The sequence below is a fragment of the Parafrankia sp. BMG5.11 genome (assembly GCF_004337455.1).
Genome location: NZ_SJXI01000059.1, coordinates 34,453 through 47,039 on the forward strand (window position 1 = coordinate 34,453; position 12,587 = coordinate 47,039).

The 12,587-nt window shown below is 73.5% G+C and carries 10 protein-coding genes; 5 read left to right on the top strand and 5 right to left on the bottom strand.

Annotated features, from left to right (window positions below; all coding sequences use genetic code 11):
• Positions 1 to 36: 36 nt before the first annotated feature.
• Both manA and E0504_RS33110 read right to left on the bottom strand, forming a co-directional pair.
• Positions 37 to 1,326: a mannose-6-phosphate isomerase, class I gene (manA, locus tag E0504_RS33105; protein WP_131626539.1), complete on the bottom strand. Its 1,290-nt coding sequence runs from the start codon at positions 1,324 to 1,326 to the stop codon at positions 37 to 39.
• A 70-nt stretch (positions 1,327 to 1,396) separates the two neighbouring features.
• A complete protein-coding gene (locus E0504_RS33110; protein WP_041254899.1) occupies positions 1,397 to 1,792 on the bottom strand; it encodes a metallopeptidase family protein in 396 nt (131 codons plus the stop codon).
• 373 nt (positions 1,793 to 2,165) lie between these two features.
• On the opposite strand from E0504_RS33110, the gene E0504_RS33115 reads away from it, so the two are divergent.
• From E0504_RS33115 to E0504_RS33130, 4 genes are all read left to right on the top strand, one after another.
• Positions 2,166 to 2,567 carry a DUF3499 domain-containing protein gene (locus E0504_RS33115; protein WP_112105835.1) on the top strand — a complete coding sequence of 134 codons (402 nt, stop codon included), beginning with the start codon at positions 2,166 to 2,168 and terminating at the stop codon, positions 2,565 to 2,567.
• Between the two features lie 217 nt (positions 2,568 to 2,784).
• On the top strand, positions 2,785 to 4,146 hold the full coding sequence (locus tag E0504_RS33120; protein ID WP_071064560.1) for a phosphomannomutase/phosphoglucomutase: 1,362 nt from the start codon (positions 2,785 to 2,787) through the stop codon (positions 4,144 to 4,146).
• Positions 4,146 to 4,346, top strand: coding sequence for a Trm112 family protein (locus tag E0504_RS33125; protein WP_018501528.1), 201 nt, complete (start codon positions 4,146 to 4,148; stop codon positions 4,344 to 4,346). Before E0504_RS33120 ends, E0504_RS33125 begins: the two co-directional genes overlap by 1 nt.
• A gap of 19 nt (positions 4,347 to 4,365) precedes the next feature.
• Positions 4,366 to 5,544 carry an SIS domain-containing protein gene (locus tag E0504_RS33130; protein WP_112105834.1) on the top strand — a complete coding sequence of 393 codons (1,179 nt, stop codon included), beginning with the start codon at positions 4,366 to 4,368 and terminating at the stop codon, positions 5,542 to 5,544.
• A 32-nt stretch (positions 5,545 to 5,576) separates the two neighbouring features.
• On the opposite strand, the gene E0504_RS52480 is transcribed toward E0504_RS33130, so the two are convergent.
• From E0504_RS52480 to E0504_RS54470, 3 genes are all read right to left on the bottom strand, one after another.
• Complete coding sequence (locus tag E0504_RS52480) at positions 5,577 to 6,302, bottom strand: WD40 repeat domain-containing protein (protein WP_243657733.1); 726 nt, start codon at positions 6,300 to 6,302, stop codon at positions 5,577 to 5,579.
• 896 nt (positions 6,303 to 7,198) lie between these two features.
• Positions 7,199 to 9,655, bottom strand: a complete 2,457-nt coding sequence (locus E0504_RS33140) for a transglycosylase domain-containing protein (protein ID WP_160144253.1) — start codon at positions 9,653 to 9,655, stop codon at positions 7,199 to 7,201.
• Between the two features lie 601 nt (positions 9,656 to 10,256).
• Positions 10,257 to 11,441 (bottom strand): RDD family protein, encoded by a 1,185-nt coding sequence (locus E0504_RS54470; protein ID WP_373693962.1) that lies wholly within the window; start codon positions 11,439 to 11,441, stop codon positions 10,257 to 10,259.
• Positions 11,442 to 11,535: 94 nt separating this feature from the next.
• Here E0504_RS54470 and E0504_RS33150 point away from each other — a divergent pair, with 94 nt between their 5' ends.
• Positions 11,536 to 12,543 carry a stage II sporulation protein M gene (locus tag E0504_RS33150; RefSeq protein WP_071064564.1) on the top strand — a complete coding sequence of 336 codons (1,008 nt, stop codon included), beginning with the start codon at positions 11,536 to 11,538 and terminating at the stop codon, positions 12,541 to 12,543.
• Positions 12,544 to 12,587 lie beyond the last annotated feature (44 nt).

Genomic DNA, 12,587 nt, shown 5'->3' on the forward strand with positions numbered 1-12,587 from the left:
TGTAGTGGTCTGCGTGTGCTCTCTGTCTGGCCGGGCTCAGACGCGGGAGCCCGCGGCGAAGACCCGTCCCGTGCCGGTGAGTGTCAGGGCTGCCGGGCCGGTCACCAGGGCCGAGCCGCCGCGGCGCAGGGTCAGCGGCGCCAGCGGCGAGCCCGCCAGGTCCGTGCCCGCGACCTCGACGCTGCCCTCCACCGCCAGCAGCACGGACGTGTCGGGCACCGCCACGCTGCCACCGGCGCAGACAGCCTCGCGCAGGACGAAGTCGTCCACCGGCACATCCCAGGCCCGCAGCTGGCCGCCGGGGCCGGTCGCCAGCGGGCGCGGGGTGAGTACCGGCGCGCTGGTGGGGCGCGGGTCGAGGATCCGCAGCAGCTCGTCGACGTCGATGTGCTTCGGGGTGAGCCCGCCGCGCAGGACGTTGTCCGACGTGGCCATGATCTCGATCCCGACGCCCTGGACGTAGGCGTGCAGCAGCCGCGCCGGCTGGAACAGGCCCTCGCCGGGGCGCAGCGTGACGTCGTTGAGCAGCAGCGCCGCGGCGATGCCGACGTCCCCGGGGTGGGTCTCGGCGAGCAGCAGGACGAGCTCGGCCGCGCGACGCAACTGCTCGTCCGCGTCGGGGGAGACCCGCTCGGCGGCGGCGACCGCCCCGGCGGCCAGCTCCTCGCCGGCCTGAGGGGGGAGTGTCAGCAGGCTGCGCAGCACCTGGGTGGCGCCGCCGGCCGGATCGGTCGCCAGGGGCGCGAACGCGGCGATCAGGCCGGGATGGCCGAGCCCGCGCGCGATCGCGAGGGTGGCGCCGGGCGCCCGGATGCCGGCGAGGGCCCGGAACGGCGTCAGGGCCACGATCAGCTCGGGCTTGTGGTTGCGGTCCCGGTAGCGGCGGCGCGGGTCGTCGGGAGCGATCCCGGCGGCCTGCTCGGCGTCGAAGCCGGCGCGTGCCTGCTCGACGTTCGGGTGGACCTGCAGCGACAGGGCCTTGTCGGCGGCCAGCACCTTCAGCAGGAAGGGCAACTCGCCGACGAGGTCGGCGGCCGCCCGCCGGCCTGAGGTTCCGGTGTCCACGACCTCGGCCGGGGCCTGGGGGTGGGTGCCCAGCCACAGCTCGGCGACGGGCTCCCCGTCGGACGGGACGTCCAGGAGGTCGGGTATCGCGGTCGGCGAGCCCCAGGCGTAGCGCTGTGCCCGGCCGTGCAGCTCCAGGATGCGGACCGGGGCACGCGGCGGCGGTGCCCCGCGTGGCGCGCCCGCCGGTCGACCGGTCCGCGCGTCCCACCTCCGAACGGACGTCCCGGTGTTGGCTGGTGTGGTCTCCCCGATGGTCACACGTGTCTCCGTCCCCGCGTCGGCGGTCGTGAGCGGCTCTGAGCCCGTCGGGTGGCTCTCGTGGTGGGCCCTACTCCTCGTCGTCGCCCCAGCCATGACCTTCGGGGTCGATCACGGCCGGGTCGACGTCCATCATCTCGGCGACCTCGTGGATGATCGCGTCGAGGACCAGCTCGGCGAGGTCCTCGTTGTCGACGGCGCGCGCTTCGAGTGGGCGCCGGTAGATGACGATCCGCCGCGGCGTGGCCGAGCGGCCCTTTCCGGTGGCCGGCTGGTAGTGCGCCAGCGGGATGCTGTCGTCGGTCACCGTGATCGGCGGTACGTCCTCGACGGCGAACTCGACGTCGGCGAGCTCGGCGGACCACCGGTGGTCCAGGTGCTCGACCGCGTCCAGGACGAGGTCGTCGAAACGCTCACCGCGGGTGGCGTAGGCGGGCACGTCCGGGGGTAGGAGCGTGCCACGCATGCCGCGGCCCCGTCTGTCCCGCCGCCGACGGGCGGGGATCGGGCGTCCGGCCGCGGGGAAGCGCACCCTGGGCGTGCTGGCTGGTTCGGCCATCGTGCCAGGGTAACGCCGGGTCCGTCCGGCGATCACCGCGGCGCGTGGCGAACCGGGCAAGTCGGCCCCGGACCCCCACCCACACCCCCACCTAGGGGGGCCCGACCAGGATCGACACGGCGTCAGAAGGCGGTTTTGGTCGAAGCGTGTGCGACGTTCTGGTGTAATTGTGTGCGTGGAGCAACCGAGCGATAACCACTGCGTCACAGTGACCTCTGTCGGTGCGCGACACGGCGGGCGGTGGTGGCCGTCGCCCGTTCCGGGGTCTACCGTCCGGAACGTGAAGCCTCGGCGCTGCTCCCGCTCGGCCTGTTCCGCGGCCGCGATCGCCACGCTCACCTACGCCTACGCGGAGTCCACCGCCGTACTCGGTCCGCTGTCGCCGTTCGTCGAGCCGCACTCGTATGACCTGTGTGGGGTCCACGCCGACCGGCTGACCGTGCCGCTCGGCTGGGCCGTGGTCCGGATCGAGGCCGAGCAGGCCGAACACCAACAGGCCGGCCAGGAGCCGACGTCCGACGACATCGAGGCGCTCGCCGACGCCGTGCGTGACTCCGCCCCGCGCCGTGGGTCGGAGCCGCCCCCCGGTCCGGCCGGTCCCGCTGGTCCCGGTGCGGTGCCGCCCGGCGGTCCCGGCGGCCGTGGCCGCGGCCACCTGCGTGCGGTGCCGAGCCCGTCGTGACGTCCGCGCCCGTCGTGACGTCCGCCTGACCCGCCCGCGTCTGACCCGCCCGCCGCCGCGGTACCTCGCACCGGCGCACCGGCGCCGGCCTGCCATGCCTCGTGACGCCGTCCCGCGCCGAACCCGTCCCGCGCGGCAAGGCGCTGACGGAGATGTCACCCCGGCCGGATAAGGTCAACCCGGTCGATCGACGCCGGTCAGGGAAGGTGGTTACGGGGTGCACGACCTCTCACGGATCTTCAAGGCATACGACGTGCGAGGTGTGGTGCCGTCCGAGTTCGACGTGGAGGTGGCTCGGGCCACCGGCGCGGCGTTCGTCCGCCTGCTCGGAGCCGGCCGGATCGTCACCGCCCACGACATGCGCGAGTCCTCCGTCCCGCTGGCGGCCGCCTTCGCGGACGGCGCCACCAGCCAGGGCGCGGACGTCATCGCCGCCGGTCTCGGGTCGACCGACCTGCTCTACTTCGCGGCCGGCTCGCTGGACCTGCCCGGTGCCATGTTCACCGCCTCGCACAACCCGGCGAAGTACAACGGCATGAAGCTGTGCCGGGCCGGCGCGGCGCCGATCGGGCAGCAGACCGGCCTGGCGGAGATCCGGGCGCTGATCGAGGCCGGCGTGCCGGAGTACACCGGCCGGCCGGGCACCGTCACCACCCGCGACCTGCGTGACGACTACGCGCGTCATCTGCGCTCGCTGGTCGACCTGAGCCGGATCCGCCCGCTGAAGGTCGTCGTGGACGCCGGCAACGGCATGGCGGGTCTGACCGTCCCGGCGGTGTTCGACGGGCTGCCGCTGACCGTCACCCCGATGTACTTCGAGCTCGACGGCTCCTTCCCGAACCACGAGGCCAACCCGATCGAGCCGGAGAACCTGCGCGACCTGCAGGCCGCCGTGCGCTCCTCGGGCGCGGACATCGGGCTCGCCTTCGACGGCGACGCCGACCGCTGCTTCGTCGTCGACGAGCGCGGCGAGATCGTCTCCCCGTCGGTCATCACCGCCCTGGTCGCCGAGCGCGAGCTGCGCCGCGAGCCGGGCGCGACCATCATCCACAACGTGATCGTCAGCCGGGCCGTCCCCGAGCTGGTGACCGAGCGCGGCGGCGCGCCGGTGCGCACCCGCGTCGGCCACTCGTTCATCAAGGCCGAGATGGCCCGCACCGGCGCGGTGTTCGGCGGCGAGCACTCCGGTCACTTCTACTTCCGGGACTTCTGGCGCGCGGACTCCGGCATGCTCGCGGCCCTGCACGTGCTGGCCGCGCTGGGCGGGCAGGGCGGCCCGCTGTCCGGCCTGCTCGGCGGCTACGCCCGCTACGCGGCCTCCGGGGAGATCAACTCCGAGGTCGCGGACGCCGACGTGGCGATGAACGAGGTCGAGAAGGCCTACGCCGCCCAGGCGGTCGACATCGACCACATGGACGGGCTGACCGTGTCGCTGGCCGACGGGTCGTGGTTCAACCTCCGGCCGTCCAATACCGAGCCACTGCTGCGCCTGAACGTCGAAGGGCGCGATGATGCCACGATGTGCCGGCTGCGCGACGACATCCTCGTCTGCATCCGCGGTGGAAGGGAGAACTCCTGATGAGCCTCGACCCCCTGTTGCTGGAGATCCTCGCCTGCCCGTGCCCGGAGCATGCTCCGCTGCGGCAGGAGACGCTGGACGGCGCTCCCGTGCTGGTCTGCGAGTCGTGCGGTCTGGCCTTCCCGGTCCGCGACGACATCCCGGTGATGCTGCTCGACGAGGCGAAGCCGTTCCCGGCCGCGGCCGGATCCTCGTCCTGACCGGCGCCGCGCGGCCCGCGTGAACGTCGACGAGCCCATCCTGGACGACGCGCGCAGGCTCGAGGCCGCGGACACGCTCAACCTGCTCCCGAACACGGCCTCGGCGGCGCGCCAGGTCCGGGAGAGCTGGCGCCTGGCGCAGGAGGCCGGTGTCGGGTCGCTCGCGGCCGACGGCCGGCCCCGCGCGGTCGTGGTCGTCGGGGTGGGCGCCTCGGCGCTCGCCGGGGACGTGCTCGACGCCGTCGCCGGGCAGGCCGCACCGGTGCCGGTGATCACACACCATCGGCACGGGCTTCCCGGCTGGGCCGGGGTGGCCGACGTGATCCTCGCCGTGTCCGTGTCCGGTACCTCCGCGGAGACCCTCTCGGCCGTCGAGGAGGCGCACCGGCGGGGCTGCCGGCTGGCCGTCGTCGGCCCCGCGGACTCTCCGTTGTCCCACCTCGCGGAGCTGGCCAGGGCGCCGTTCGTGGCGCTGCCCGAAGCCCGGCCGGCGTACACCGGACTGTGGTCGCTGGCCGTCCCGCTGCTCGCGGCCGCGGCGGCGCTCGGGGTGCACCGTGAGGGCGAGGCCGCGATCGAGGCCGCCGCCGTGCGCCTGGAGGCGATGGCGAGCAGGTGCCGGCCGACGAGCGAGTCGTTCGTCAACCCGGCGAAGACGCTGGCCCTCGAGCTGGCCGGCGCCCTGCCACTGTGGTGGGGGACGACCCGGCTGACCGAGGTCGCCGCCACCCGGGCCGCGGGTGTGCTCGCGGTGAGCGCGGGCTACCCCGCGCTGGTCGGAGCGCTGCCGCATCCGGCTGAGGAACAGGTCGCGCTGTTCCGCGGAGCTTTCGGGTCCGGCGACGGCGGGGCCGGGTCGGCCGGCGGCGACGGTGACGGCGACGCCGCAGACGACGATCTGGCCGACTTCTTCCGCGACCGGGTCGATGACGAGGCCGTCGTGCGGCTTCGGCTGATCCTGCTGCGTGATCCCGCCGGCGAGCATCCCGAGATCGCCCGCGCGGCGGAGCGGGCTGTCGTCCTCGCGGGTGAGCACGGCGTCGGCGTCACCGAGCTGCGGGCGGAGGGCACGGCGCCGCTGGAGCGCCTGGCCTCCCTGATCGGCCTGATCGACTTCGCGGGCAGCTACGTAGGACTCGCACTCGGGGTCGACCCCGGCGCCGCGCTGCGGCTGCGGGAGCTCGGCACCCCCCGCTGAACCGCTGGCTGCTGGACGGCTGACTGCCGCTGTTATTCCCGACGGCCCGGTTGGGGTCGGTGTTCGAGGAGTGCCGCCAGCGCGCGCAGCTGGAGCTCCCACCGGTCACCGGCCGCCTGCGCGGACATCGCCCGGACGAGGGCCGGCGCCCGCGGGGCGGCCTCGGCGAGTGGTCGGTGCAACAGGCGTAGCACCGCGCTGTCCCAGACGGTGGTCTGCACCCGCCCCCGCTCGCCGAGGGCCACGACCCTGTCCCCGGCGGGCGAGACGGTCAGCGTGATCAGGAACTCCGGCCCGCTGAGAAAGCCGACCAGTGCGCGGTCCGGCCAGGTGTGGACCTCGATCGACCCGCTCGCGTGCGCGACCAGCACATGCTCGCCATCCGGGAGGAAGAGCACGCGCTGGGCGGGCCCGACGGGCCAGTCCGCGACCGGCGCGCTCCCGCCGAAGAACGACACGGTGCTCCCCGCGCGGGACGCGGCCGTCTCGCCGTCGGGGAGGAAGGAGACCTCCGCCACGGCGGACTCGAGCGTGGCGGCGGCGAGCTCCTTTCCCGTCCGCCGATCGGCGACAGTGACCTGGCGCGCCGTCCCGGGGCGCCGTCGGGTGACAAGGCAGATCCGTTCGCCGTCCGCGGAGACGGCCAGGTTGGCGTCGGGGCGCAGTCCGACGTCCAGCTCGTGGCCGGCCGGTATGGGCAGGCGGACGGACGGCGGCCGCGGGTGGCCAGGCGCGCCGTCCGGCACCGCCGGCCACACCGTCTTTCACCGTCCGCGCGCACGGCGCAGACCGCCTTGTCCGGTCCGGCGGGCATGGGTGCCAGCGCGTAGAAGCCCGAAGGGGCGGAGTCCAGCTCGCGGACGACCAACGAGCCGGCGTCGTAGCCGAACACGAGCAGGCGCTCGGGCTCGCGCGGGAACCGGTCCGGCCGGTGGCAGGCGAAGATCTGGCCGTCGGCGGCGAACAGCAGCCGGGTGAACCGGCCGCCACCGAGCCCACGGGGCAGCGGATGCCACCACACCCGCCGGCAGCTCCACGGATCCCAGATCGTCAGGTGGTCGACCCGGAACGACCCGTCCCGGTGGACGAGGGCGATCAGGCCTGTATCGGGCGCCAGTGACGGTTGTGCCGCGGTGGCGATCCCGAGCCCGGTCAGCCCGCGGGCGACGGGTGGGAACCTGAGGGCGGAGGCCGCATCTCGGCCGCTCCGGCCCAGGCCCACCTGCTGGTTCGTGCGCACCAGCAGGTCGAACAGCGCCGCGCTCCGCCTCGCGTGGGCGTCACCGTGCCCGTCGCCCCGGCCGCCGGGGCGCCAGCCGGTTCGGTGCAGAAGCGAGGCCACCCGCAGCGCGTCACCGAAGGTCAGGCTCGGAAGCAGCTCCCACACCCGCTCCGGGTGTCCGGCCGCGAGTAGCGACGCGACCGGCTCGGGTGGTAGATCCTCGGTCACGTCACCGCCCCGCGCCGTGTTCATCTACCCGGGTTACGTCAGTGCCGGCCGAAACCCGCCAGCGCCCAGCCAACGCCGCCAGTGGGTCCACTGTCCCGGTCCGGCCCGCCCGCCGCCACCGGTTTTCCCGGACGGGCCACCTGGGGGTCACCCGGCCCGGGACCTGTCGGCGGTATTCCGCTCGGGTCCCGGGCCGTGGGACGCCTAGCGGCCCTGGTTGTTGCGGCTGGGTTGGCCCTGGCCGGCGCCCTGGTTGGTCTGCGGCACGACGACCTGCCCCTGACCACCGCCGCCCTGCCCGAACCCCGGCAGCCCCGGGGTCTGGCCGGTGCCCGCGCCCGGCAGCAGATCTTCCAGGCTCGGCAGCGTCGGGGTCGGCGCGGGTGGCGCGGTGTTCATCATCCGGCCGCCCTTGGTTCCCCGGGCCACGGCCGGGTCCGCGCCGGGCAGGGCCTGCACGGGCTGCCCGGCCAGCGCGCCCCGCATCGAGGCGCCCCAGATCATCGCCGGCAGGTCGCCGCCGAACACACGGGGCCAGGGGCGGCCGTTCACGACGACGTTGCGCAGGGGGTGCCCGGGGCCGTTCGGGTCGGCGACCGCCACCGCCGCCGCGATCTGCGGGGTGTAGCCGACGAACCAGGCGCTGGAGAAGCCGTCGTTGGTGCCGGTCTTGCCCGCCGCGGGGTGGTCGAACCGGGCGTTCCCGCCGGTCCCCTTGGTGAGCACACCGGCCAGGATGCTGGTCGTGGTGTCCGCGACGCCCTGGGACAGCACCCGCTCGCACTTCGGCGTGTTGCCCACGTCGATCTGCTGTCCGCCGGAGTCGACCACCGAGGTGGCGAAGCGGGCCTCGCACCGGATGCCGCCGGAGGCCAGCGTGGAGTAGGCGAGCGCCATGTCCATCGGACTGACGGGCTCGCCGCCGATGGTCACGTCACCCTCGGTCGGCGGGATGTCCTTGAGGTTGTCGGGGGAGACACCGAGCCGGGTCGCCATCTCGACGACCGCCGGTACCCCGATCTCCTCCTCGAGCTGGATGAAGTAGGTGTTGACCGAGTCCCAGGTCGCGTCGTCCATCCGGTAGACGCCGACTTCGGCGGGGTCGGCGTTCTGGAAGCCTTTGGGGCAGTCGCCCTCGCCGCGGTCGAGCGGGAACGCGGGGGTCGAGTAGCAGGCGGGGGAGTGCCAAGCCGTCCCCACGCCGTACCCCTGTTCGAGCGCGGCCGCCACGGTGAACGTCTTGAAGGTCGACCCGGGCTGGAGCGGTCGGGTCGGCAGCTCGAGCTTCGTCTGGTTCGCCGCCTCGTTGGTCCCGAAGACGCGGTTGACCGCCATCCCGAGGATCGCGCCGGTGCCCGGCTGGATGACGACCTCGGTCGCGGCCACCCGGTTGTCCGGCGGGATGATCGAGTTGACGGCCATCTGCGCCGCCTGCTGCACCTGCGGGTTCAGCGTGGTCCTGATGACGAGGCCACCCTCGTGGATCCGCCGGTCACGCTCCTCCTTGGTGGCGCCCAGCGCGGGGTTGGCGCTCAGCTGGGTCCGGATGTAGTCGCAGAAGAACGGCGCGCTCGACATCTCGCAGGAGTCCTGCGTGGTCGGCTGGTCGGTGATGACGTCGATCGGCATCTGCCGGGCGGCGTCCGCCTGGGTGCGGCTGACGTAGTTCTCGTCGGCCATCCGGGTGAGCACCATGTTCCGGCGCTCGAGCGCGGCCTGCGGGTGGTTCACCGGGTCGTAGCGCGACGGGCTCTGGACGAGCCCGGCGAGCAGGGCGGCCTGCTCGAGGCTGACCTCGGAGATCGGAATGCCGAAGTAGTGCTCGGCCGCCGTCCCCACGCCGTACGCGCCGTCGCCGAAGTAGGCGATGTTCAGGTACCGGGTGAGGATCTCGTCCTTGCTGAACCGCTGCTCGATCGCGACGGCGTAGCGCAGCTCGCGCAGCTTGCGGTCCAGCGAGTCGCCGGCGACCGCGTCACGCTCCTCGGGCGTGGTGGCGTCCTGAAGCAGCACGTTCTTCACGTACTGCTGGGTCAGCGTGGAGCCGCCCTGGGTGGTGGAGCCGGCCTCGCTGTTGCGGGCCGCGGCCCGCAACACCCCCTGGGGGTCGACGCCGTTGTGGGAGTAGAAGCGGGCGTCCTCGATCGCGACGATCGCCTCGCGCATGATCTTCGGGATCTCGTCGCCGGTGACGACCCGCCGGTCCTCCGCCCCGGTCAGCGTGGCGATCACGGATCCGTCCGCTGCCAGGATCGTGGATCTCTGTGGCAGCGGCGGGGTCACGAGGTCCGAGGGAAGCTCGAGGAAGTGGTCGGCGGACGCCTTCGCGAACAGCCCCGCGGCGCTCAGGAACGGCAGCGCCATGAGCCCGACCGCGACACCCATGGCGGTGGCGACGAGCCCCATCCGGGTGAGGTGCCGCCGCCGGTCGACCGGACGGCGGATTCCGCCGGTCGGTGGCCCGAACGGCAGGTCGTCGGCGCTGCCGAGCGGCGCCGACGTGCCGCGTGAACGGCTTCCCGAAGGACGCGGCACCGACCTCCCGAGCCGCCCGGGCCCGTCAGGCCCACCGCGGGACCGCCGGGCGGGCCCACTCGTCTCGCCGGCGGGACCACCCGTCTCGTCCGGATGGGTGATGCCTCCCCGCGGCCTGCCCGCCATACGGACCTGCGGGCCTCTTTTGCGTCCGGCCCGACCGGACGCGGCGTCACCGCGGACCGGGGATGCCGACTCCTGTCCCTGTACCGTCGCTGTCACCCCCAACCCTCGCGGGCCCGGCTGTGCGTGCCGGAGCCCTGCCCTGCCGGACCCGTCAAGCATGCGTGACGCCGCGCAAGGTCGCTCATCCGACCCGAGAAGGTCATCGGATGCGCACCGCCACGCGGCCCAGGGGTAACGGATCCGGTTCGTCACGGTCCACCCCGGTGGATCCCACTCCCAGGAACGCTAGACGAGCGAGTGGGGCCGCGCCCATCCGGCCCGCGCTGCCCCACACCGCCGCTGCGCTCACCCACCCCGGTCACCCTGCGCGCCCACCGGTGTCACCCGTCCGCCCCACCGAGTTCCCGGAACGCTCGGCCGGCCTGGCCCATCCGCCTCCTCCCTGGCTCGAGCTGCCCGAGTTGGCACCAAAGTGGGATGGGCTGGATGTGTGGCGGCTGACGGGGTCCAGGGACTCATTGAGCCGCCACACTTCAGCGCCCCGCCCCAGTTCAGCGAGCCGCCGCACTCAGCCGCAGCCCGGGCCGCGGCCTCGTTCGCGTCACCGAGGGTGTGTGGGGGGTGGCGGTGGGGTGTTGGGGGGCTGGGGAGTAGCTGGGACGGGTGCCTCCGGGTAGGGCGCGGTCGGGGACGCCGCGTCCGGCTGGGGCCCGGCAGGGACCTGTGCTCCCGGCGCGCCCGGGTAGTGCGCGGCTGGGAAAGATGCGCCTGGGTGTCGCGTCGCCGGGAACGGGAAACCCGGGTAGGCCGCCGCTGGGAACGGGGCGCTGCCTGAGTGCTGCGCCGCCGGGAACGGTGCGTCTGGGTGCTGCGCTGGGAACGGCGCGCCTGGGTGCTGCGCCGCCGGGAACGGGGCGCTCGGGTAGGGCACGGCGTGGAAGGGCGGGTATTCCGCCGGTCCTGGATTCGGACCGCCGGGGGACCAGCCCGCCGGTCCGCCGGGTGGATATCCCGTGACCCCGGCATGGGGCTGGCGGCCTGCCGTCAGCCGTACGTACGCGCGGCGAGTTCGTTCGGCGAGCACGGCGGACACGACGGCCCAGCCGGGCGCGTCCGAAGGGGGTTGCGGTGCTACCGCCGCGCGGATCTCGTACAGCAGGGCACCGCCGATCCGCTCCCGGGAATCGTCCGAGAGCTCGTGTGCCCGGGCCAGGAAGCGGCGGGCGCGCACGGCGAGCTCGTCGTCCACACCGGTCAGGTCGAGGGTGCTGACCCAGCCGACCAGCGGCGGCGGGACGGTCGGGAGCGCGCCGATGGTACGCGGCACGTTCGCCTGCAGGACGACGGTGCCGGCGAAGACGTCACCGAGGCGCTTGGAGCGGCTCGAGCAGAGCATGCAGATCACGGCGGGCAGGCCGAGCAACAGCCCTGGCCGCTCGGCGACCGTGCCGATCAGCCCCCTGGTGAGCGCGTGCCGGAAGCGGATCGGACCACCGTCGTCACGGACGACCCGCAGGCCCAGCACCATCTTCCCGACCGTGCGGCCCCGCATGAAGGTCTCGCACGCGACGGGATACCCGAGGACGACACCCACATAGATGACGAGGAAGAGGGCGGCCGTCAGGGCCTCGTCGCCCGGCTGGACCACGAGGAAGCCCGCGATGGCGATCGTGTACAGGGCGTAGCTCTGGATGGCGAGGTCGATGAGCCCGGCGATCATGCGGGAGCCCAGCCGGGCGACCCGCAGGTCGATGGCGACGGCCTCACCCGTGACCACCTGGTTCATCCGCCGCTCCCCGCGCGCCTGCAGCCGTTCCGGTCACGACCGATCATGCCCGGCACGCGCGGGGCGCGGACCGGTCTGGAAGAGTAAGCCTCCCATGGACCTCGATGCGTACGTCGCCGTCCACCGTCCGGAATGGATTCGGCTGGGCCAGCTGGTCGACCGGGCCGGCCGGCCGCGGCGGATGTCCGCCGACGAGCTCGACGAGATGGTCGAGCTGTACCAGCGCGCCGCCACCCACCTGTCGGTGATCCGCGGCCGGTCCCACGACCCCAACCTGGTCGACGATCTGGCGAGTCTGGTCACCCGGGGCCGGGCCGCGGTCGTCGGTGCGCCGGACCAGGGCTGGCATGTCGTGGGCAGGTTCTTCGCCGTCACGTTCCCCGCCGCGGTCTACGTGCGCCGTTACTGGGTGATCGCGACCACGGTGATGTCGCTGCTGGTCGCGCTCGCGTTCGCGCTCTGGATCATGAACAACGGGGACGCCCGGGCGAACCTCGTCCCGCCCGACGAGGTGGCCGACCTGTGCCGGTCGGATTTCGCCAGCTACTACACCGAGAACCCGGCCTCGTCGTTCGCCAGCCAGGTCTGGACCAACAACGCCTGGGTGGCGGCACAGGCGGTGGCCTTCGGTGTCCTGTTCGGCATCCCGACGCTTCTCGTCCTGCTGCTGAACTCGGTGAACCTGGGCATCGTCGGCGGCTACATGGGCAGCTGCGGGGAGGGCGGGCAGTTCTTCTCCCTCATCCTGCCGCACGGGATGCTGGAGCTCACCGTGGTCTTCGTGGCCGGCGCGGTCGGCCTGCGGCTGGGATGGTCGATCATCGCCCCGGGGCCTCGGCGCCGGGTGGAGGCGCTGGCGGCCGAGGGGAGGGCCGCGATCGGGATTGTCCTGGGGATGGCGGTCGTGCTCGCCATCTCCGGGGTCATCGAGGCGTTCGTGACACCGTCGTCCCTGCCCACCGCGATCCGGATCGGGATCGGTGCGCTGGCCTGGGCGGGTTTCGTCGCCTACGTGTGGATCTACGGGAGTCGCGCGGTCGCCGCCGGAGAACGGGGCGATCTCGAAGAGTCCCTGGCCGCGGATCTCGTGCCCGTGGCTTAGTGCCGCCGTGACGTCGTGAGCGTAGTGACGCCCCAGACGCCCCA